Source organism: Paenibacillus sp. F024 (assembly GCF_057814255.1).
Genome location: NZ_JBVASZ010000008.1, coordinates 1 through 22518, shown reverse-complemented (window position 1 = coordinate 22518; position 22518 = coordinate 1). Strand labels below are relative to the sequence as shown.

At 47.6% G+C, this 22518-nt stretch carries 24 protein-coding genes; 21 read left to right on the top strand and 3 right to left on the bottom strand.

The features are described from left to right. Nucleotides 1-24: 24 nt before the first annotated feature. From ACZYR9_RS10405 to ACZYR9_RS10365, 9 genes are all read left to right on the top strand, one after another. Nucleotides 25-1344, top strand: a complete 1320-nt coding sequence (locus ACZYR9_RS10405) for an extracellular solute-binding protein (protein WP_488978415.1) — start codon at nt 25-27, stop codon at nt 1342-1344. A gap of 61 nt (nt 1345-1405) precedes the next feature. Next, on the top strand, nt 1406-2341 hold the full coding sequence (locus tag ACZYR9_RS10400; protein WP_488978414.1) for a carbohydrate ABC transporter permease: 936 nt from the start codon (nt 1406-1408) through the stop codon (nt 2339-2341). After that, nucleotides 2338-3156, top strand: coding sequence for a carbohydrate ABC transporter permease (locus ACZYR9_RS10395; RefSeq protein WP_488978413.1), 819 nt, complete (start codon nt 2338-2340; stop codon nt 3154-3156). Before ACZYR9_RS10400 ends, ACZYR9_RS10395 begins: the two co-directional genes overlap by 4 nt. A 31-nt stretch (nt 3157-3187) precedes the next feature. After that, the gene (locus ACZYR9_RS10390; protein ID WP_488978412.1) at nt 3188-3952 is read left to right on the top strand and encodes a sugar phosphate isomerase/epimerase family protein; all 765 of its coding nucleotides are present in this window, start codon (nt 3188-3190) and stop codon (nt 3950-3952) included. A gap of 24 nt (nt 3953-3976) precedes the next feature. Continuing rightward, on the top strand, nt 3977-4996 hold the full coding sequence (locus tag ACZYR9_RS10385) for a Gfo/Idh/MocA family protein (RefSeq protein WP_488978411.1): 1020 nt from the start codon (nt 3977-3979) through the stop codon (nt 4994-4996). A gap of 176 nt (nt 4997-5172) precedes the next feature. After that, nucleotides 5173-5754, top strand: coding sequence for a DUF421 domain-containing protein (locus ACZYR9_RS10380; protein WP_488978410.1), 582 nt, complete (start codon nt 5173-5175; stop codon nt 5752-5754). 196 nt (nt 5755-5950) lie between these two features. Further along, nucleotides 5951-6208, top strand: coding sequence for a hypothetical protein (locus tag ACZYR9_RS10375; RefSeq protein ID WP_488978409.1), 258 nt, complete (start codon nt 5951-5953; stop codon nt 6206-6208). 180 nt (nt 6209-6388) lie between these two features. Then, the gene (locus tag ACZYR9_RS10370; protein WP_488978408.1) at nt 6389-6868 is read left to right on the top strand and encodes a nucleoside deaminase; all 480 of its coding nucleotides are present in this window, start codon (nt 6389-6391) and stop codon (nt 6866-6868) included. Between the two features lie 172 nt (nt 6869-7040). Further along, nucleotides 7041-8378 carry a DRTGG domain-containing protein gene (locus tag ACZYR9_RS10365; RefSeq protein WP_488978407.1) on the top strand — a complete coding sequence of 446 codons (1338 nt, stop codon included), beginning with the start codon at nt 7041-7043 and terminating at the stop codon, nt 8376-8378. A 94-nt stretch (nt 8379-8472) separates the two neighbouring features. Here ACZYR9_RS10365 and ACZYR9_RS10360 read toward each other — a convergent pair whose 3' ends face one another. After that, nucleotides 8473-9264, bottom strand: a complete 792-nt coding sequence (locus tag ACZYR9_RS10360) for a phosphatase PAP2 family protein (protein WP_488978569.1) — start codon at nt 9262-9264, stop codon at nt 8473-8475. Between the two features lie 239 nt (nt 9265-9503). Between ACZYR9_RS10360 and ACZYR9_RS10355 the strand changes: the two genes are divergently transcribed. Then, nucleotides 9504-9914, top strand: coding sequence for a cytochrome-c oxidase (locus ACZYR9_RS10355; protein WP_488978406.1), 411 nt, complete (start codon nt 9504-9506; stop codon nt 9912-9914). Nucleotides 9915-10004: 90 nt separating this feature from the next. On the opposite strand, the gene ACZYR9_RS10350 is transcribed toward ACZYR9_RS10355, so the two are convergent. Together ACZYR9_RS10350 and ACZYR9_RS10345 are read right to left on the bottom strand one after the other, a co-directional pair. Next, nucleotides 10005-10319: a YbjQ family protein gene (locus ACZYR9_RS10350; RefSeq protein WP_488978405.1), complete on the bottom strand. Its 315-nt coding sequence runs from the start codon at nt 10317-10319 to the stop codon at nt 10005-10007. 79 nt (nt 10320-10398) lie between these two features. Then, a complete protein-coding gene (locus ACZYR9_RS10345) occupies nt 10399-10845 on the bottom strand; it encodes a DUF6376 family protein (RefSeq protein ID WP_488978404.1) in 447 nt (148 codons plus the stop codon). A 392-nt stretch (nt 10846-11237) separates the two neighbouring features. Between ACZYR9_RS10345 and ACZYR9_RS10340 the strand changes: the two genes are divergently transcribed. The 11 genes from ACZYR9_RS10340 to ACZYR9_RS10290 all read left to right on the top strand — a co-directional run bounded on the left by ACZYR9_RS10340 (nt 11238) and on the right by ACZYR9_RS10290 (nt 22272). After that, nucleotides 11238-12113, top strand: a complete 876-nt coding sequence (locus tag ACZYR9_RS10340; protein ID WP_488978403.1) for a sugar phosphate isomerase/epimerase family protein — start codon at nt 11238-11240, stop codon at nt 12111-12113. Nucleotides 12114-12147: 34 nt separating this feature from the next. Further along, nucleotides 12148-13425 (top strand): ABC transporter substrate-binding protein, encoded by a 1278-nt coding sequence (locus tag ACZYR9_RS10335; protein WP_488978402.1) that lies wholly within the window; start codon nt 12148-12150, stop codon nt 13423-13425. 46 nt (nt 13426-13471) lie between these two features. Continuing rightward, a complete protein-coding gene (locus tag ACZYR9_RS10330) occupies nt 13472-14242 on the top strand; it encodes an ABC transporter permease (protein ID WP_488978401.1) in 771 nt (256 codons plus the stop codon). Between the two features lies 1 nt (nt 14243). Next, entirely contained in the window at nt 14244-15041 is a 798-nt protein-coding gene (locus tag ACZYR9_RS10325) for an ABC transporter permease (RefSeq protein WP_488978400.1), read from the top strand. Between the two features lie 11 nt (nt 15042-15052). Beyond that, the gene (locus ACZYR9_RS10320; RefSeq protein ID WP_488978399.1) at nt 15053-15853 is read left to right on the top strand and encodes an ABC transporter ATP-binding protein; all 801 of its coding nucleotides are present in this window, start codon (nt 15053-15055) and stop codon (nt 15851-15853) included. 28 nt (nt 15854-15881) lie between these two features. Further along, on the top strand, nt 15882-16922 hold the full coding sequence (locus ACZYR9_RS10315) for a Gfo/Idh/MocA family protein (RefSeq protein WP_488978398.1): 1041 nt from the start codon (nt 15882-15884) through the stop codon (nt 16920-16922). A gap of 14 nt (nt 16923-16936) precedes the next feature. Next, nucleotides 16937-17971, top strand: a complete 1035-nt coding sequence (locus tag ACZYR9_RS10310; RefSeq protein ID WP_488978397.1) for a Gfo/Idh/MocA family protein — start codon at nt 16937-16939, stop codon at nt 17969-17971. Continuing rightward, nucleotides 17964-19004 carry a Gfo/Idh/MocA family protein gene (locus ACZYR9_RS10305; protein WP_488978396.1) on the top strand — a complete coding sequence of 347 codons (1041 nt, stop codon included), beginning with the start codon at nt 17964-17966 and terminating at the stop codon, nt 19002-19004. Before ACZYR9_RS10310 ends, ACZYR9_RS10305 begins: the two co-directional genes overlap by 8 nt. 86 nt (nt 19005-19090) lie before the next feature. Further along, the gene (locus ACZYR9_RS10300; RefSeq protein WP_488978395.1) at nt 19091-20107 is read left to right on the top strand and encodes a LacI family DNA-binding transcriptional regulator; all 1017 of its coding nucleotides are present in this window, start codon (nt 19091-19093) and stop codon (nt 20105-20107) included. Nucleotides 20108-20121: 14 nt separating this feature from the next. Further along, entirely contained in the window at nt 20122-21441 is a 1320-nt protein-coding gene (locus ACZYR9_RS10295) for a sulfatase family protein (protein WP_488978394.1), read from the top strand. A gap of 15 nt (nt 21442-21456) precedes the next feature. Next, nucleotides 21457-22272 (top strand): sugar phosphate isomerase/epimerase family protein, encoded by an 816-nt coding sequence (locus tag ACZYR9_RS10290; RefSeq protein WP_488978393.1) that lies wholly within the window; start codon nt 21457-21459, stop codon nt 22270-22272. Nucleotides 22273-22518 lie beyond the last annotated feature (246 nt).

The following is a 22518-nucleotide window of genomic DNA, read 5'->3' as shown; positions in this document are numbered from 1 at the left end:
TAACCAAGATCAGGAGGGTTTAGAATGAAAAAAACAATAGCCATGGTAAGTGCCTTATCTCTCGTTTTGGCGGCTTGCAGCAGTTCCACAACACCAACCAACCAGCAAGGAAGCGCACCCGGAGCATCATCGGACACCAAGACTGCCGGAGCAGGGAATAACGGAGGCAAGAAAACATTAGAATTTTGGTATATTGATCCCGGTGAGAAAGAAAAAGTATATTTGGAAGCGGTGGAGCGTTTCAAGAAGAAGCATCCTGATGTGGAGGTCAAAACGCTGCAAACGCCAAACGACACCTATAAACAAAAGTTTGCCGTGGCGATGGCCGGAGGCAACCCGCCTGATGTATTCCATTCGTGGGGCGGCGGATGGCTGAAGGAGTTTGTCGGCCAAGACAACGTATTGGAAATTACAGGGAAATTCGAATCCAGCCATTATAATCAACAGGTTTTAGCTAATGCCACCTTTGATAATAAAGTATACGGACTTCCTTTGGGGCTTTCCCTGTCCGTGTTTTGGTACAACAAAGAAATCTTTGCCAAGCATAATATAAAAGCTCCTGCTACTTGGGAAGAGCTTTTGAATGCCGTCGATACGCTGAAGCAAAATAAAGTCATCCCGATCGCTCTGGCTAACCAGCCCAAGTGGCCGGGCGCTTACTACTTGATGTATCTGGCTGACCGCGCGGAAGGTCCGGAGCTGTTCACCAGTGCTTTTACTCGACAGGGGCGCGGCTTTGACGATCCGGGTTACGTAAAAGCAGGTCAGTACATTCAAGAGCTTTCCAAACGCGAAGCGTTTAACAAAGGCTTCAACGGCATTGCCTACGATGCGGGTCAAGGACGCCAGCTGATGTACACGGGGCAAGCAGCCATCATGCTGATGTCCAATGCGTTCGTAAATAACATGCGGGCGGAAGCGCCGGGCTTTGAGCAAAAACTGGACTTCTTCCCGTTCCCGACGTTACCGGGAGGCAAAGGCGATCCGGGCAACCTTCAAGCCGCATCGGCTCCGGTATGGTCCGTATCCAAGAAGTCGGCCAATCCGGATTTGGCGATCGAATTAATTAAAGAATTGACCAGCCTGGAAACCGCACAAGCGTATTCGGATCGTACGGCTTCCCCTGTGGCGGTTAACGGAGTAACCTACAAAGACGCATATGCCAAACGTTTGGCTGATATGGCGGCAAACGCCAAAGCGATGTTCTGGCCATATGACCAAACGCTGCCGCCGGAATTGGCCGAGCTGCATAAGGATACGACCCAGGCCTTGTTCGGATTGTCGATCACTCCGGAAGAAGCGGCGAAAAGAATGGAAGAAAAAGCGAAGCAAATCTTGAAATAAGCTCGGCGGGGAGAATGCTCTCCCCTTTCTTCTCATACGGTGGAGGAAGGATGTGAGGCACTTGCAAAAAACAGAATATGCTCGTCCTGCAGCGAAAATGCTGAGTCAGGGTCGAAAGAAACAGTTTGATAAAAGGCTGACCATTTGCTTATTTCTTGCGCCGGCACTGATTGTTTATTGCATTTATATCTTATATCCCATTTTTGGTACGGCTCAATATAGTCTTTACCAATGGAAGGGCGGAGCGGATAAAGCCTTTATCGGTCTCCAAAACTATGCGGTTCTTTTTTCAGATCCGGTTTTTTGGCGGTCTCTTTTGAATAACGTTAAAGTCATTTTCACTTCGGTCTTTCTTCAGATTCCTTTGGGTTTGATTATGGCATTGATTTTGTTTGCTCCCATCCGGGGCAAGCGGTTATTTCAAACGGTTTACTTTATGCCGTTTTTAATGTCGACGGTAGCCATAGGCATGCTGTGGATATTCATGTTTGATCCGTTGAATGGTGCGGTCAATCGGCTGATCGGTCTGTTTGGCTTCGAATACGTGGCCTGGCTCAGCGAAGAGAAAACGGCGATGAGCGCCATTTTATTGGTTATTGTTTGGCAGTACGCGCCCTTTTACATGATTTTGTTCAAAGCGGCGATCGTCGGGATTTCAGAGGATTTATATGAGGCGGCAAGCATAGACGGAGCTAGCGCGTTTGAACGGTTTTGGCATATTACGTTTCCGCTGCTGCTGCCCACGGTCGTGACTTCATCCACGTTGGCCATTGTCGGGTCGTTAAAAGCGTTCGATATCTTCTATATTATGACGGGCGGGGGACCGAATAACAGTACGGAGCTGCTCGGCACCTACATGTACAAACAGGCGTTTATTCATTTTGATATGGGGTATGGCAGTGCGGTGGCGTTTATGATGTTCCTGCTGGCGTTCATAGCAGCGGGAATTATCCAAGTCATGGATGCCAGACGTAAGAAGAAGGGGGCGATGTCATGACGGCGGCAATCAAAAGTATTCCCCAGTATGCACTTGCCATTGTGCTGCTGATCTTTACGGGATACCCGTTCCTGTATATGGTTGCAACCTCCTTCAAAACGCAGGAACAATTTTTTATGGATCCGTTTTCTTTGTTCACATCGATTCAATTCTCTAACTATGCTCTGGCGTTTAAACAAGGGCTTACCACGTATTTTTTCAACAGTGTTATCGTTACATCGGTCTCGGTGGTGCTGACCGTATTGATCGCATCCTTGGCGAGCTATCCGCTGAGCCGATTGAAATTCCGCTTAAATAAGCCGGTGTTCCTCTTGCTGGTGTCGGGCATGATGCTTCCTATTCATTCTACGTTGATCCCGATTTTCATATTGACCCGTAATGCCGGTTTGAGCGATTCTCTTCCGGCTTTAATCGGTCCTTATGTTGCGTTTAGCTTGCCGATTTCGGTCTTTATCTTGACCCAGTTCATGTCGGAGCTTCCGCGGGAGGTTGAAGAAGCGGCAGAAATCGATGGCTGCAGTCATATGCGGATTTTCTGGAACATTATTCTGCCGATGCTTACTCCTGCTTTAGCAACGATTGTAATCTACAATTTCATTCATATTTGGACGGAGTTTATTTTCGCTCTGGTCCTGATTTCGAGCCCGGATAACATGACGCTGCCGCTCGGAATGCAGAAATTTTACGGAGAATTAACGGTGAATGTTCCGGCGTTAATGGCAGCTTTGACTTTAGCCAGCTTGCCGATCCTGATGGTGTATTTTATGGCCCAGGAAAAAATCGTAACGGGCTTGACCGGAGGAGCGGTGAAATAATGGCAATTCCATCGGAGAAGGAGAGATTCAATTGAAAAGAATGAGTATCGGCTTACAAATGTTTACGGTCCGGAACGAAACGGCCAAAGATTTTCGCAGCGTGCTTCGCAAAGTGGCTGAGCTGGGGTATGAAGGAGTAGAGTTTGCCGGCTACGGCGACATTCCTGCCGAAGAGATGAAGAGCTTGCTTCAAGAGTTGAATCTGACAGCGATCGGCAGCCATGTAAGGTATCATCTTCTCCAAGACAATCTGGAAAATGAAATCGTCTATTTGAAAACCATCGGAGCTAAATATATCGTGTGTCCTGTTATTCCTCCGGAGGATCGAAAAGATTGGAAGCGGCATTTTGCTTTTTTTGAAAAGGTCGCTCTGGAGGTGCAAAAGCATGGTCTGCAGTTCGCTTATCATAACCACGCTTTTGAGTTTGAAGAAAAAGTAGGGGAGCAGTTCGTATTCGATGCATTGTATGATGCGCTGCCGCCGGCTTTGGCAAAGGTGGAAATGGATTTGGGGTGGGTACAATTTATCGGGCAGGACCCCCTTGCGTATATCGCTAAATATGCGGGACGCCTTCCGCTGCTGCATTTGAAGGATTTTCGCCATGCCGAAGACGGCACGATTGATACGCTGGAGCTCGGAAGAGGAATTATACATCTGCCCGAGGCTGTTCAAGCCGCATCGAATGCCGGTGTGGAGTGGCTGATCGTTGAACAGGACCGATGTCATAATCCGTCTCTGGAAAGTATAGAGATCAGCATGCAGTGGCTGCGTGAGAATTATTTGTCCCGGTTATAAAAGAATAGAAGGAGACTGAAGCTCATGAAAAAAATCAGAGTGGCTGTGATCGGTTGCGGCGCGATTGCCCAACGAAGACATATTCCGGAGTATGCGGTGAATCCTCATGTGGAGCTGGTCGCTTTTTGCGATCCGGTACTGGACCGTGCGCAAATGTGCGCGGAGCCGTATTCCGCTCAAGCGTTCGCCGATTATGAAGAAATGCTGCGGGAGGTCAAGCCGGATGCAGTCAGCGTCTGTACGCCAAATATTTTGCATGCCCCGGCGGCAATAGCCGCAGCGAACGCAGGCGCTCATGTATTGGTGGAAAAGCCGATAGCGGCATCCGCAGAAGAAGCGCAGGCCATGATTGAGGCGGCCCGGAAGAACCACGTTTATTTGATGGTCGGGCACAATCAAAGGCTCATGCCCCCGCATAGAAAGGCGAAGGAAATTCTTCAGTCGGGCAAGCTCGGCAAGGTGCTGACCTTCCGTACGTCCTTTGGTCATCCGGGTCCGGAAAGATGGAGTGTGGACGGGAGAGACAGCTGGTTTTTCCGCAAAGATGAGGCGATCATGGGAGCGATGGGCGACCTTGGAGTACATAAATCCGATTTGATCCGCTACTTTCTGGAAGACGAAGTGGCGGAGGTGGCTGCGTTCATCGATACGCTGCACAAAGAGGGCACGGCTGTCGATGACAACGCTACCTGCGTGCTGCGGATGAAAAGCGGTGCAATCGGGACATTGACGGCCAGCTGGACGTATTACAAAGGCGAAGACAACAGCACGGTATTATGGTGTGAGCATGGTGTTATGAAGGTCGGTACGCATCCGGAGGATCAGGTGATTGTCGAGCTGCGCGACGGCACGGTAGAACGCTATAAGGTGGGGGCCATGGCAACGAATGAAAAGCAGACAAGCAGCGGTGTGATCGACGTATTTGTAGACTGCCTGATTACGGAGACCGCTCCGAGCATTTCCGGAGAAGAGGGTCTGAAATCATTGGAAGTCATTCTGGGAGCTTTCGAATCTCAAGAGACCGGCAAAATCGTCAAATTGTAAGTCATTTTTGTTTGATTAGGACAATAAGGGCTCTCCTTTCATCATATCGGAGGGCTCCTTTTTTCTCCCAACATTCCATCATGAAAAGGATATTTTTGGGGAAGATTATGTTCAGAACAACGGTAGGAACCGAAACAGGATTCTTTGCTTCAGCCTTGGGAGGATACCAAACGAATATGCACTTTATGTTGGAGGCTTCAATCGTTTTATTGGTAAGCTTTGGTTTGATCAGGATTGCCGGCAAAAAAGCCGTATCGGAAATGACGGGTCTGGAACTCATTACGCTTTTATCGATAGCGTCGGTCATAGGCCATGCGATTTCAGGAGAAGGATTATGGAAAACGATCGTTATACTAACGATTTTTGTTGGCATCTTAATGGCGATCCAGTATCTAGGAGTAAAATTCAATTGGGTTGAAAAGTGGTTTATGGGGAAAGCCACCCTCGTCATTCAGGATGGGAAAATCCTGACGAACAATTTAAAGAAATTGCGAATGACCGTAGACCAGCTCGAAACAAGACTAAGAGAAAAAGGCATCTCTTCCTTCTCTGATGTAAAAAGCGCGACCATTGAAATGAGCGGCCATCTCGGATACGAGTTAATGAGGCATGCACAACCGGTGACGATCGGCGAATTGGAAAACATATTGGCGAAGCTTCATCCGATGCAGCCGAAGAAGCATGCCAAGCATGAAAATTTGTTCGATGAGGTTTGGTATCAGGAGCACCACAAAGAAATTTCACAAGAACTCGACTAATGAGGTTTTAAGACCATTGCTTATGCCGAAAAATAGCTCCTGTCCTTCCGGTTCGCGTCAGTGCAACCCAAGGACATTTTTTTATTTCTGTGTGATTTTATTGCGGATTCCAAAAATTACAGATGGATTCCGTGTAACATTTGGAGGCGGATCATGTCTATAAGTTAAATCATTTTTCCAACTTGGAGGGAAATGCATGGGACGATTCCTATCTGCCGCATCCGGCATGCTGGTTTTATGTTCGATGCTGGCTGCGGCTCCCGTTTCCGCCACTCAGCCTGCATCCATGCCGGCAAAAGCGACATTAACGGAGATGACAGAAGTATACAATACTCCGGATTTCACACAGCCGCCCGTTGCCGTTTTGACTCCGCAGGTGGTGAAGATCAGCGGGCTGGAGGGCCAGTGGAAGACAAAAGCGGTAAACGGTCATACGGATCCGATCTGGTTTTGAATTTCAACCTGGTTAGGGGACAAATGGGTTCTGCTGCCACAAGATACGTTCTTCGGCGAAGAGCAGCAGCGGGATACAGGAATGTAATTATAGTTGTGTCAAAAGGATCATAAAACTATAGTGTATATAAAAATGACATGGCGATTGCATCACCTCAAGCCAAGGGGAAGGGGAACTTGAATGAGTACGGATAAGCGGCATCAGTATATGGAGCAAGCGGTCGCGCTCGCGTTGAACAATGTGATGAAGGGAGGCGGCGGCCCCTTCGGAGCCGTCATCGTCAAGGACGGACAGGTGATTGCGACGGGGGTGAACGCGGTCACGACCTCGAACGATCCTACCGCCCATGCGGAGGTTCAGGCGATTCGGGAGGCGTGCCGCAAGCTGGGCGCGTATCAACTGACGGATTGTGAAATTTACACGAGCTGCGAGCCGTGTCCGATGTGCATCGGCGCGATGTATTGGGCGAGGCCGAAGGCGGTCTATTACGTCGGCACGAAAGAAGAAGCCGCGGCAATTCGGTTCGACGATCAATTCATCTACGAGGAGCTGGAAAAGCCGATTGAACGGCGGGGACTGCCCATGCATCGTCTGACGCCGGAAGGATATCATGCGCCCTTCGACGCATGGAAGGGCGCTTCCGATAAAGTTGAATATTAGAGGGACTTATTGGCCTGAGGTGAGAGAACGCCGCGGGCTTTTCCCATTCTGAGGACCTTCATGTGGAAAATATACCGGGAAGAAGCTTACAGTTCGTGCTGTTTTTTTTACACATCTATTATATAATAGTTGAAAAACAGAATGTTACAGTTTGCAAAGGGGTGTTTCGGACGTGAGCGAAGATCCGCAGGAGCTGCTCACCAAGCATGAGCAGATTATCCGATATATTAGCGAGCTGAGTGTGGGGACGCGAATCTCGGTACGTAAAATCGCCCAGGTGCTTGAGGTCAGCGAAGGAACCGCATATCGCGCCATCAAGGAAGCGGAAAATCAGGGGCTCGTCAGTACAAAGGAGCGTACCGGAACCGTCAGGGTAGATCGTAAGCAGCGGCAAAATATTGACAAGCTGACCTTTGCGGAGGTTGTGAGCATGGTGGACGGCGAAGTGCTGGGCGGGGCCGGAGGATTGGAAAAGACCCTGCACAAATTTGTTATCGGCGCCATGCAGCAGGATGCAATGATGCGATACATCGAGCCCGGAAGCTTATTGCTCGTAGGCAACCGCAACAGGGCGCATATGTGTGCGTTGGAGCAGGGGGCGGGTGTACTCATTACCGGAGGATTTGATACGGCTCCCGAGGTGAAGCGGTTGGCGGATGAACTCGAGCTGCCGCTGATCAGCAGCAGCTATGATACGTTTACCGTGGCGACCATGATCAACCGGGCCATCTACGACCGGCTGATTAAGAAAAAAATCATGCTGGTGGAGGATATTATCCGCACCGATACTCCCGTTAGCACCCTGCGCAGCTTTAACACGGTCGCGGACATGGAAAAGCTGATGGAGGAGACAGGGCATAACCGGTTTCCGGTAGTGGATGAGTGGCATCGGCCCATCGGGATCATAACGACGAAGGATGTGGTCGGAGCTGAACCGAACCAGACGGTGGACCGGCTTATGACGCGCAATCCCATCACGGTGCATCCCCAAGCCTCCGTCGCTTCGGCCGCGCATATCATGGTGTGGGAAGGCATCGAGCTTCTGCCGGTGATCGATACGAACCGCAAAATGATCGGAGTCATCAGCCGTCAGGAAGTGTTGAAGGCGATGCAGTACATTCAGATGCAGCCTCAAAACGGAGAGACATTTGAGGATTTGATTTGGTCGGGATTCGAGGATCGGAGAAACGACGAAGGAAGACTGTATTTCCGCGGGACGATTACGGCGCAAATGACGAATCATCTTGGAACGGTTTCCGAGGGCGTGCTGACCACCATTATGACCCAGGTAGCTTATCGAACGGCCAAGGAGCATAAGAAAGGCGATCTCATCCTGGATAATTTCTCCGGTTATTTTCTGAAGCCGGTTCAAATCGACAGCATTATTGAAATCATGCCGACAGTTATTGAAGTAAGCCGGCGCTTTTGCAAAATTGATATTGAAATTTTCCACAACGGCGCCCGCGTGGCCAAAGCGATGCTGACAGCCCGTGTCATTGATCAATCGTAGACGTTCCGATGAATAATATTTCCGGTAAATCCGGCAAAAAGGCCGTCTAAAGCAGGGTAAAATGCTTTAGACGGCCTCTTATGTGCGGATTAAATTAATGTCCTGAGGGACCGTGACTCATCTCCATGAACTGTAGAGGAGCCGTTTTATCTTCTTTTGCTTTTTCAATGATATCGTTGGCTACTTCCGCTCCCAGCTTTTCTCCTGCGACAATATCGCTTTTAAAATGAATTCCGGCATTCATTCTGGAGGTACTGCACTCTTCCAGCATTTTTTTGAAGGTAGCCTCTTCATGAGGGAAAATATAAGATAAAATGGTGCTCGCTGCCGCCCCTGTAGCGGAATGGCCTGAAGGGTAGGAAGGGTGTGCCGGCACGTTAAAGCCTTCAGGCAGCTTTATAGTGGCATCCAAATCTGTCGGTCTTGGACGCATATAATGATATTTCTCGTCGTATGTTGCAGTGGATGCGGTGTAGAATGCACTGGAAAGCAGCGCGTGGACTCTGGACGCCGCCGGCGGGGACAGCTTGTATTTTTTAATCATAGCTTCCGTAACCTCGAACCAGCGCTCGTATGGGCTTACCGTTGCCCCCGACCAGTAATGGATAAGCTCGATATCTTTTTCCGTTCTATTCTTGGTCATTTGATGCAACTCTTCCAGCTCTGCTTTTGTCACCTCGGAATCATTGGCAGGCGGAGCCTCAAGCTTAAAGGTTTTTCCATCCTTCATTTCTATGGCTTTCCACTCTCCGGCATGCGGCTCTACCGGAGTTTTGTGTGTCCAGCCCATTCCTTCCTCAGAGCCTTTCGTACCTCCGCAAGCGGATAAGAGAAGCGGAACGATGATGATGGTTGACATCACAGCCAAGCGTTTAAATCCTTTCATTGACACGTTATAATCCCCCCGATACATTTTCAATCGGATCGTTCTATGAGCACAGCCAGCAACGATCAAAATAAATTATAAATGGATGGATAACGTGCTAAAACTACCCACTTGGGCTATTTTCATTTCTATTCATGTCCAACCTGTGAAAAGCGGCAAACAAATGCTTCATGAATTTCCGTCAAGGAGCATACGCATGGCTATGTAAGAGGTTATCATCATTGAAGGGATGAGAGAGGATGAAGGGACTTATTTGGATCAGGGTGGCTGTGGTTTATTTTGTCATCGGGGTCATCTTCGGTATGTATATCGGGATAACGCAGCAATTCCAATTTTCCAGCGTCCATGCGCATATCAATTTGTTAGGCTGGGCCTCGCTCGCTTTATCAGGGATTATCTACTGTCTGTTTCCCGCGGCGGGCGAAAGCCGGTTAGGACAGTGGCACTTCTGGCTGCATAATATCGGACTGCCGGTGATGGTGCTCGGACTTTATCTCGAAATCGCGCAGCTTGCGGCGCTGCCGCTCATTCCGATCGGAGGGGTTGTCGCCATTATTGGCATTATATTGTTCGCGGTCAATATGTTTGTGAATGCAAAGACAGCGGACAACAGAACGGTCGGCACTGCAGCGGGAAGACGGGGGCGGTGAACAGCTTGAACACAAATGCAGCTTCAGCTCTCTTGAGGTAGAAACCGAAAAAGAACCTGACGGCGGTGATCTGCCGCCAGGTTCTTTGGTCTATTCCGTATACACCGCGGTCCCGCTGACCGCTACCATTAACATGCCTTCTCGAATCACTTCATAATCGATGTCAATGCCTACAACGGCGTTGGCACCCATTCGTGCGGCTTGGGATTTCATTTCCTCAATGGCGATATCGCGCGCTTCCTTGAGCTTGCTTTCGTAGGCTCCGGAACGGCCGCCGACAATATCGGTGATGGAGGCGAACAAATCGCGCACGATATTGGCCCCCATAATAGCTTCCCCATTGACTAATCCGAGATAACGAACAATCGTTTGACCTTCAATGCCGTTCGTGGTGGTAACAATCATGGGATCATCTCCTTGTTAAGTTAGACGCATATATGGTATACGTCAATTAATGGAAAAAGATGCAAGAAGCATGGGAGGCCTATCCAAGCTGATTCAACTGATCCAAAATGCTCGTGATTTGTCCGACGGTCTCCAACACGCCGTTGATTTGCAGAAGCTGAGGATCCCATACTCCCGACTGAAGCTGCTCCAGGGTGCCGTTAATTTCTTTTAGCAGGGATTCGTTGTATGAGACCAGCTTTTCATGAATTTGCAGAGCGAGCTTCGGAGGCTCGATGCCGTTGAAATCCTGGATGCGCTGTTTCATGTCATCCAGCTTTTGCAATAATTGCGCTCGTGCCTCTTCGTCGGTCAATATCTGTTCGGTAAGCGCGCTAACCTCTTCGGCAAATGTACGGGCTTCATGGATGTAGGCGGTCGCTTCGTTCACATAATTGACGGACTGATTCATGTCGTTTAGAATGCCACAGCCAGACAACAGCACCGCGAGCAGGATAACCATTAAGGCAGTGCCTTTTTTCCACATGGTTCATTCTCCTTTCTGGTTGCGCGATCCGGCTGCGGCTTCGCTCAATGACAAAAGACCTTCACCGGACCGTACGGTAAAGGTCTCGCCAACAGCTTGCGCTGCCGGCAAAGCCGGGGAGAATCACTCTCCCGTAATGACGACTTTGCCTCTGGGCTACTCCCCTTTATAGTTAATTTTATTATAACGAACCTTCAATTGGCGCGTCAAATCGGGTTTAGCAAAGGAGAGAGGACTTTCCTTTTTTTTTCGAAGAGATGGGAGTTTTTTTCTGGTTCCCCTCTTTATTATTTTTGACAGAGGTGATAATATACTTATAAAACCGATTTCAGAGACCGGTTTGAGAAACCGGTTTTAGAAAACGGTAACAAAATAATAAAGGAGCTTCCATCATGAAATTAGTTTGCGGATCAAACCATTTTGCCTCGCATCCGGTTGAAGAAGCATTAAAGAAAATTGCTGAGATAGGCTTCAAGTACGTGGATCTGTGGGCATGTCCTTCGCTTTGTGATCATGTTGATCCTAAGAAAATGTCAGCTAAGCAAGTGCAAAAGCTTTTAGACGAAAATAACTTAAAAGCGGTTTCATTGACGATTTATTTAACAACAGACGAGCAAAAAGAAGAACGCATAAAGCTTGCTGCGGAACTGAATATTCCTCTTGTGATCTGGGAACCGTCTCCGTCAGTTGATTGGCCCGATCATATGAAAATGAACGAAAAGGCGATCACCTACGGAAGTTCAACGGAAACCTTCAACCAGTATATTGACAGACTGAAACAATCTTTGGAGCTTTGTAAAAAATATGGCGTAAAGCTTGGACTTGAGGTTCCGCATGTATACACCCACGGCGAACATCTTCACCAAATTTTAAAGCTATCGAAGACGCTCGTCGATACCCATTTGGAATATGTCGTGGCGCCTACCCACGCCCAGGCCAGGGGGTTTACCGCCGAGCAGGTTATCCAAACCGTTGGTGCTGCAAAAACCAATATGCTCTATCTTTGGGATGTCCAAAAAGGCTTCCATTATCCGGACAGTGATCGGGCTTTCGGTACCGGAGAACAGCAGCTTCCCGGCGGTGGAGAGACGGATTTCAAAACCATGATTGCCAACGTGGAAGCCATGGGATTTGACGGCTGGTATAACATCAAATGCCATGGAACGGAAGGATGGACTGATTTGAATTATGTTTTCCAACAGGTTAAGCAAAGTCATGATTTGATTGCCGGTCTTTTGCAAGAGCAAGCGCAAGCAGTGAGCAAGTAAACTCAATGATCTCATTATCCTAGGGGGACTATCCATGTATAAAAAAGGATTTAAAATCTTGATGATCATGATGGCCGCACTTGTCATGTTGACCGCCTGCAGCTCCAACAACGCGCCAAATGGAAGCGATAACACGCAAACGGCAAACGCAGGGAAGGGTTCTGAAAACGCCGACAAATCAGGCTCGCCTGGACAAAATAACGAGAAAATCACGATTAAAGTCGGGCAAATACCTGGAGCAGCCGCCGGTTATTTTCTTGAATACGTTCGTGAAAACAAGCTGATTGAAAAATACGCAAAAGAATTCGGTTATAACAACGTTGAAGTTGTCTTTAACAGCTATCCCGGCGCGCCGCCTCAAATTGAGCACTTTATTGCAGGCAATCTTGATTTTGCCTATACCGGCATGATACCCAACTCGCAGGCAATCCAAAAAGGTGCGGGCATTACGCTGCTTGGCGCTCCTGAGGGGGCCGCAGAATTTTCGCTTTCGGTTCCGAAGGATTCTCCCATCAACAAGATCGAAGACTTGAAAGGCAAAACGATAGGTACTTATATCGGTGGAGACCTTAATATCTTTCTGGTACAGGTGCTAAAGGCTGCATTGGGCGGTTCTGGAAAGCCTGAAGAATACGGTATCAAGGTAGTCAATCTTTCGAGTGCTGCGCAAATGATTAATATTCCGAAGGGTATCGACGCTGTCACTACCTTTTATCCGCAGTATCTGTTAGGCAAAAACCAGGGTAAATTAAAGGCGTTGGCGACAAATCAAGGTAAATCAGATACTTCAGGAGATGGAAAAGCGCCTGCTTTCAGCAAATCGCCTTATGCACCTGAAGCGTTCTCTTTCCATCGCTCGCTGCTTGTAACCCGTACTGATTTCCTGAAGAAATATCCGGATCTGGTCACTGCTTTTCTGATGGCCGCCCAATATACGGCGGATCAGATGAAATCCGGGAATGTAAAGCCGATCGATATGGCGAAATTGGTTGAGGGTCCGAAAGGTTGGAATATGGAGGCGGCAACAGGAGCGAAAGTCATTGAGACGGCCTGGGCCCGTCCTTTCGTCTGGTTGACCGAAGGCGATGTGAAGGGTATGGAGTCTTCAATGAAAACGATGAAAGAACTAGGTATGGTCGATAAGGATTGGAGCACCGAACAAATTAAAGAGAACATGAAACCTGCGGTGCCGGCGATCAAAAAAGCTTACGACATGATGAAGAGCACAACTTATAAGGAAGAAGATTTTTTGAAGAAAGATCAGGATATTCGTGGGCTTCCGGTTTGGGAGATGGACAAGTGGGGGAAATAATCCCTTTTCCTGCAGCTTGAACAGGGGCATTGGAAAGGAGTACACCATGAGACGAAATGCATCCGTACTTTCGCCGTTTATTTCGTTTTCACAGTCGATTTTGCTGTTCATCGGGATATGGTTCGTCATCTCATTATGGGTCCATAACCCTATCGTTTTACCCTCGCCGGTTCAAGTCTTTGAAAAAGGGGTCGCCTTGATCAAACAGGGCGCAGCCCTTGAAAGCATCGTTGTAAGCTTTATCCGCTTCATGTCCGCTCTGTTTGCAGCTATCGTCATAGGTATCCCGATCGGGTTGCTAATGGGACTATGGAATCCGGCCAAAAAATCATTATATGTCATCATAGAACTATTCCGGCCGATTTCGGCAATCGCTTGGCTTCCGATCGGGCTTGCTCTTTTTGGAATAGGGAATAACCTGGCCGTGTTCATCATCTTTTACGCATCGGTATTTCCGATCATCGTGAATACGACGGCCAGTGTTTACTCCATAAAAAAAAGCTATGTAGATGCTGCTCAGGTTTTGGGAGCACGTAAAACGGATTTGCTGCTGAATGTGATTATTCCCGGCTCGATGCCTGGGATGTTTATGGGTATTCGGGTCGCATTGGGTCTTGGTTGGATGTCGATTATCGCAGCCGAAATGATCGGAACGACAAGCGGCCTCGGTTATTTGATCGATTCTCAAAGGAAAATGACCAATACAGACGGCATCATCTTTCTTATGTTTGCCATTGCCTTCTTAGGTTTCATTATCGATTTTACCATCAAGAAATTAATCAAGATGAAAACTCCTTGGATAGGAAAGGAGAAATAAAGTGGAAGCTATCGCCAAGATTGTCTCGAAGAACCCCAAAAAGGGGAATTTCAGCAAACAACTGAATAACTGGTGGCTTCTTGCTCTCATCTTGGGAGGCTGGGTCCTTTTAACATGGGGGGAGGATGTTTGGTATAGCCCGGTGAAAATCCTTGCTTCTTATCCAAAGCTTCTTGAAGACTATCAGATGTTCAAAAACATTTATCTGAGTACCGGACGTGTAGTAACCGGCTTTTTCATTGCCATGGTACTTGCCGTACCCATCGGTATCGCTGTAGGGATGTCCAAAAGGATAGCAGATTGGTTTGAGCCCATGATTGACATGCTTCGCTATATGGCGCCCATTGCCTGGATTCCCCTCTCGATATTTTGGTTTAAGGGCGGGGACGCTTCCTCTGTGTTTATTGTGGCTTATGCAGCCTTCTTTCCGGTGGTCGTTCAGATCATCTCTGGAATACGGAATGTACCGGTCTCCTATTTGGAAGCAGGCAGCATCCTCGGGGCCAAGCGAAAAGATTTGATTTTTCATGTGTATATCCCGGTAACGCTGCACGAAATGCTGGTCGGTTCTCGAATCGCAATGTCCACGGCTTGGGCAGCTATTGTTGCTGCGGAATTATCCTTGGCCTCTCAATCCGGACAAATCGGATCCAACGGACTCGGCCAGCTGATGTTTATCCTTTATTATAATGAGCCGGATATCAGTCTAATTGCAGCGACGATGTTGATTGTAGGCTTCCTGGCATTGATCTTCGATCAGATCATTCAAGGCCTGAAAAAAATATTTCTTAAGTGGTAGAGGGTGATTCTATGGAATCGATCGTATCGGTTAAAGACGTGACGAAAACTTTTTTTAGCAGTGACGGCACCGAAACGTTGGCGCTGAATAACATCAATCTAGATATTCAAGAGGGCGAGTTTATTTCCATTGTCGGCCCCAGCGGATGCGGTAAGTCCACGATATTGCGCATGATTGCGGGATTGGAGACGGCATCAACAGGCTTCGTCCAATTTCGGGGTACTGTAGTGAAAGGCCCCCACCACCAACGCGGCATGCTGTTTCAGGATTATGCTTTGTTTCCTTGGAAAAGCGTTTATAAAAATATCGAATTCGGGCTAAAAGTTAGAAAAGTGGATGTGGAGCAAAGAAAAGCGATCGTTACTCCGCTCATCAAGCTTATGGGACTGACAGGCTTTGAAAACAAGCTTCCCCATCAGCTTTCGGGCGGTATGAGGCAGCGCTGCGCTTTGGCCAGAGCCCTCGCCAACGATCCCTCTGTTCTTTTGCTGGATGAACCTCTGTCGGCTATTGATCCGCAAACCCGAAATGTATTGCAGGAGGAACTGCTTAAGGTTTGGGGAGAGGATAAGCCTGTGAAGGAACGGAAAACCTTCGTTTCCGTTACGCACAGTATAGAAGAGGCTGTGTTTTTATCCAGCAAAGTGGTGATTATGAGCGGTCGGCCGGGACAAATCCTGGATATCATCGATATCAACCTTCCATATCCGAGAATCAACTACCGGGCAACCGCCGAGTTCGCCGCTTACTACGATAAAATATGGGGCTATCTGAAGGATGAAGTAGAAAGATTAAGCAAGCAGGCCATCTAACAACAACGACAAAGGATGAGTGAATCTGATGAACAAAATAAGAATAGCGATGCTGGGAGTTGCCCATCCGCATGCAGACCTTTGGGTAAAGGCATGGAAAATGCTCGATAGCGCAGAAGTTGCAGGAATTTGGGATCTCAATCCAGACAGAGGAAAAGCTTGGGCTGAAAAATTCAAAGTTAAGCACTTTGAAAATATAGATGCTTTGCTCGACCCTAATGTGATCGATGCGGTCGGAATTTGCTCGGAGAACGATCAGCATGCCGAGTTGACTGTAAAAGCGGCCAAAGCCGGCATTCATGTTCTTTGTGAGAAACCGATGGCAGTCTCTTTGGAAGAATGCGATGAGATGATTAAAGCGGTAAGCCAATCCGGCGTACGGTACATGCAGGCGTTTCCGATGAGACTGGACCCTTCCAACTCTACAATTAAACAATTATTGGATGAAGGGACGATCGGTAAGATCAGTTCGGTTCGCAAAAGACATGGCATCGGCTGGGCTGTGAAAAAACCGATACCTGACGATTTGAAATGGTTTACCGATCCGAAACAAAACGGCGGAGGGGCATTTCTTGATGAAGGTGTTCATGCCGCTGATTTTCTGTACTGGCTTTTTGGCAGACCGGAAAGCGTCACGGCGGTCATTGATACGATTTCCACCGATATTCCGGTTGACGATAACGGCGTTGCTATCTACCGATTCAAAGGCGGAATCATCGGGATACTGCAATCCTCTTGGACTTTCCAGGCGGGCACGAATACGACGGAAATTTTCGGCAACGAGGGCACGATCATTCAACAGTTTACCGACTCGGCTTCCACAGCAGTCATGGGGGAAACCAGTTTACCGCTGCAGGTATTCAGCAACCGCAAGCCGGAACGAGGCTGGTGGTATCCGAAGCTTCCGATCAACTTCAAGCATACGCATGAGATTGTGGCCAGAACCTTTGTCGAATGTCTTGTGTCCGGCAAAGAATTCCCTTCAAGTCTTGAAGACGGCAAAAATGCACTGGAAATGATCCTGAAAGCTTATGAATCCGCACATCTGGGTAAAATCGTGTATTTCTAGAGAGGAGCGAGTCTATGAGCAGTACAGTAAAACTAGGGATTATCGGTTGCGGGGCCATTTCCCAGCAATATCACGTCCCTTCCTTTAAACATTTAACGAACATGGAAGTGCTCGCGGTATCGGACAATCGAATTGAAATGGCTCAAAAGGTGGCCGGTATCTTAAACGTTGCGGAAGACAAGATCTATACGAATGCTGAAGATTTGTTGAAGATCGATGAGATTGACGGCGTGTTGATTCTGACTCCGAACTTCACGCATTTGGAACTGGTGAAGCTGGCGGCTTCCTACAAAAAGCACGTGTTTATTCAGAAACCGATGGCACGTAATGTGGTTGAAGCCAAGGAAATGATTGCAGCTTGCGAAGCGGCGAACGTGAAGTTGTTCGCAAGCTATATGCATCGATATTTGCCTGAAGTTCAGGCAGCCTTGAAATATATTAAGGGAGGGTATATTGGTAAGGTAGAGATGGCTCGCATACGCAATGCGCCAGGTGCCACTTCAACCTTAAGCAAGTGGTTCTACGACAAAGAATTGGTCGGAGGTGGAGCCGTTCTTGATATCGGAGTCCATGGCATTGATATTACAAGGTTGTTGGTCGGAGATGTGGAGGAGGTTCTTTTCGCTAAAGTCGATACATTAAGGGAAAAAGTTGTTCTCAAGGATGAAGTGATTGTCCCGACCAATGAGGATCATGCCATTGCGATTTACAAAACGGAAAATGGCTGCTTGGTCAACCACGAAATGTCCTGGAACCATCGTTCGCCAGTCGACCGCTTCTCCATGGAATTATACGGCAGCGAAGGCTCAATCCTGCTCAGGGGAGCCATGGGACCACTAGCAATTCAATCGGAAAAGTTCGGAAAAGACAGCGACTGGCTTGTCCCGGAACTGCCTTATTCGCCTTTCGGTGCCACGCAGCACCAATCCTTTATCGATATGATTGCCAATGACACGGAGCCCAATCCCAGCGGGTACGACGGATTGCGCGGCATAGAGATCGCGGAAGAAATCTATAGAGTGGCAAGAGGTGAGCAGGTTGTTGGATAAAGTCAGAATCGGAATTATCGGCTGCGGCGCCATTGCCAAGCTGTATCATATTCCTGCATTGAAGCAAATCGAGAAAGCTGAGGTTATCGCGGTAGCTGACAATTCGGAGAAGCTGGCCAAAGAAACGGCACAGCTGTTGGACCTTGAGGATGACATGGTATTTTCCGAGGCAGAAGATTTATTGAAGGTAAAGGAAATTAATGCCGTTCTCATCCTAACCCCCAATTTCACCCATATGGAATTGGTTAAGCTTGCTGCCGGTTACGGAAAGCACATCTTCTGCCAGAAACCGATGGCGAAGAATGCTGACGAATGCCGCGAAATGATCAAGGCCTGCGAAGACAACAACGTGAAATTGTTTATCAGCTTCATGCACCGCTTTCTTCCGGAAGTACAAAAAGCCCGTTACTACATCGAAAACGGATATATTGGAAAAGTGGAAATGGCCCGTATGCATAATGCCCCGGGGGCAACCGCAACGTTGACAAATTGGTACTATAACAAGGACCTCATCGGCGGAGGAGTCGTAATCGAGGCGGGAGTTCACGGCATCGATATCATCCGTTACTTGCTTGGGGAAATTGAAGAAGTCCTTTTTGCCAAAGTCGGGCAGGTTAGAAAGGAAGTCGTCTTAAAGGGCGAGACCATTCATCCTACGAATGAAGACCACGCAGTGGTTGTGTATAATACGAAAAATAAAAGTTTGGTTACGCATGAAATCACTTGGAGCCATCGTTCTTCCGTAGACCGGTTTTCCATGGAAATTTTCGGGACCGAAGGTTCAATCATTCTCCGCAGCGGTAAAGGTCCTCTGATGATCTATTCCGATAAGTTCGGCGAGGATAAAAGCTGGCTCGTGCCCGAGCTGCCGTACAGTCCCTTCGGCCTGGATCAGCATGTATCCTTCGTGGAAGCTCTTTTGAACGATTCGGAAGCATCGCCAAGCGGCTATGATGGATTAAGAGGCCTTGAGATCGTAGAAACGATTTATAAAACAGCGAAAGACCATGGGCATGACGATAACCTGTTATAGGGAAAATGATGGTGATAATATGGTATATTGTAATTAGCAGCAGGTTTATCACCGGTGTACTAATTAGCAGAAAAGGGTAATGCCAAATGATTACAATTGATGAAGTGGCCAAAAAAGCTGGTGTGTCTAAAAGCTCCGTTTCCCGTTTTTTGAACGGCAACTTTATTTATATGTCCGAAGCGATGAAAAACAAAATAACCAGCGCTATCGAAGAGTTGAATTTTACTCCCAATGCTTTGGCCCAAAGCCTGAAAACCAAAAAAACGAAAGTGATCGGCCTAATGCTTTCGAACCTATCGCATCCGTTCTGGGCGGAGGTTCTTCATGGTGCACAACAGGAGGGGATGAAAAAAGGCTTCTCCTTGATGATCACGACGAACTTAAACGACGATCCCGAGCTGGAAAAGGAAAACATTTTAATGCTGCGCAACAAAATGGTCGACGGCATTATCATTCACGGTACGGGAACGAATGCTGAATTGATTCAACAGTTAAAAAAGGAAAATTTCCCTTTTATTTTGCTTGATCGGACGTATGAGAATATTCAGACGGATGCTGTCGTCAACGATAATCTGTTGGGTGCAGGCATGGTCATGCGTCATTTGTTCGAGAATGGGCACCAGCGGATCGGCCTTCTGTCCTATCCGATGAAAAGCTTCAGTCCCCGTATTGACAGGCTCAAAGGGTACAAGCAAGCTTTACTGGAAAAAAATTTTCCCGTCAACGAAGAATTGATCAAAATATGCGATGAAAAAACAACGGCAGAAAAGGCGTTGGCGGAACTTTTCGCGCTAGCTGAACCGCCTACGGCCATTTTTTCCACCAGTATTCTATTAACAATGGAAATTCTTGCAGGGCTAAGACGATTGAACAAAAAAATCCCGCGAGATATCTCGGTGGTCAGCTATGAATATACTCCTTGGGTCGATTTTCTTGATCCCCCATTGTCTACTGTTGTGCAACCGGGCTATCGAATGGGAGCAGAAGCGATATCGTTGCTGGTGCAGAGAATTAATGATGAGATGATGGAGGATGCCAAGGTCATCCGGTTGTCTCCGGAGTTAATTATCAGAGAGTCTTGTTCAACGCCCATCAGGAGATGAAAGGAAGTAGCCATGTGAACATTGTCTATATGCATACACATGATACCGGAAGATATATCGAACCCTACGGGTACTCCGTACAAACACCAAATTTAATGCAATTGGCTCAGGAAGGAACACTCTTCCGGCATGCGTACTGCGCCGCTCCGACGTGTTCCCCGAGCCGTTCCGCTCTATTGACCGGAATGTCGCCGCATTCCGCCGGCATGACAGGATTGGCACACCGCGGATTTCAATTAAAGGACTACAGTCAACATCTGGTTCAGTTTTTGGGACGCAACGGATTTGAAACGACTTTGTGCGGTATTCAACATGAAGCATCTGACCCGGAAATGCTCGGATATGATCTTATTTTAGGCAATTCAAATTTTGATATGGCCGATTTTGAAACGGATTCCGTCGCAAGCGATATGGCGAACGCGGTACAAGCGGCAAAGTACGTCAAGCAGCAAAAAGATAAGCCCTTCTTTCTCTCGTTCGGAATGTTTAACACCCATCGAGATTTTCCGGAGATCGATCCGGACGTTAATCCCAACTATGTGACTCCCCCATTTCCATTCTATGATAATGCTCAAAATCGGGAGGACATGGCCGGATATATCACGTCAGTGCGTGTAGTCGATCGCTGCGTCGGAATCGTATTGGACGCGATTAAGGAATCGGGGCATGAGGACGATACCTTTATCATTTTTACTACGGATCACGGAATTGCTTTTCCCCAAATGAAATGCAATTTATACGATACCGGTATAGGTATCTCACTTATTCTTAAATTCCCAGGGAATATACGCAAGGGAGAAGCCATGGATTCATTGGTTTCCCACATTGACCTGTTCCCAACCCTTTGCGAGTACTTGTCGTTAGATAGGCCATCGTGGCTGCAGGGTACATCCTTGATGCCCCTCTTGGAAGGGAAATCATCATCCGTCAGGAATGAGATTTTTGCCGAGGTTACTTATCATGCCGCTTATGAGCCGGTGAGAGGGATAAGGACAGAGCGCTACAAGCTGATTAAATTTTTTGATTCTCATGAAGGCTTTGTCCCGGCAAATATTGATGATTGTTTAAGCAAAGATTTTTTGCTGGAGAGCGGTTTCTTGGAGGGATCACGAGATCGTGAGATGCTTTTTGATTTATATCTGGATCCGGTCGAGAGAATCAATTTGATGGGGAATGAACGCTATTTGGAGGTCTATCGCGATTTATCGGATCGGCTGAAGACGTGGATGCAGAAAACGAACGATCCGCTGCTAGACGGGAAAGTTGAAAAGCCGGAAGGGGCCATTGCCAACAAACGAAGCTGTATCAGTCCGAAAATCGACGATTTCGAATAGAAGGTGTTCATTTTCATGTCAAAGGGTATATGTCTTGATACCATTACGATAAAAAATGCACTGGTCGAAGACAAGTTATCCATCGCCAAAGGATCGGGATATCAAGGCGTAGAGCTGCGCGGCAATGACATTAAAGAATTTGTCGAACGGGGTGGGGATGTTAGACTCTTGCAGGATTTAATTCGTGAGTCCGGCTTGAGGATTCCTGCATTCGTCCCTGAATCGGAATATTACGGGTGGCATGCTAAGCTGGATTCAAATTTGAACCGGCTGCTCGATGACTTGTTCCAGCTTGCCGGGTTTATCCAGAATCCGATGATGATTTTCCCCGTCATGAGCCCGGAAGGCGATTTGAAAACTACAGTGAAAAATTTCGAGGAAATTTGCCGCCGCGCCGCGGAGTACAATCTTGAGGTTTGTTTGGAATTCATAGGACATGTGCCTAAAGTGAGCGATGTGAAGACCGCTTGGGAAGTCGTTGCCGAAGCGGACATGTTCAATGGCGGCATTCTTGTGGATGCTTTTCACTACTATCGGGGCGGTTCAAGCCTGGACGATTTGAAGTTGGTTCCAATCGAAAAGATATTCCTCGTTCATGTGAATGATGCTATGGACATCCCCCTTCAGAATTTGATCGGTGCCAAGCACCGATTATATCCGGGTGAAGGCGTTATTCCTTTGCAGGATATTTTGAGTGTGCTTAAAGAGAAAAAATATGATCGCGATTATGCGGTTGAGATCTTTAATGAAGAATATTGGGATTCGGATCCCAAGGAAGTAGCCAGAGTGGCATGGGAAAAGACGATGGCTATTTTGAATCAAAAGGAATGAAGGAAAAGCCGGCTTTCTGAATGCAGAAAGCCGGCTTTTTTATTGCAGCAATAACCGGCCGATACCCTTTTATATAATGAAAGGACTGAGGATTAAAAGGTAAGCCTGAAAGTTTATAATAGGGCTTGCTGAACGAATCAAAAGTCCGACAGCCACAAGGGTTTAGGACCTCTTTTGTCGAATTCAAGTGCAAGGAAAACAGGGACTTACCCGCGAAAAACCTTGCACATGGAGGCGTCCGAATTG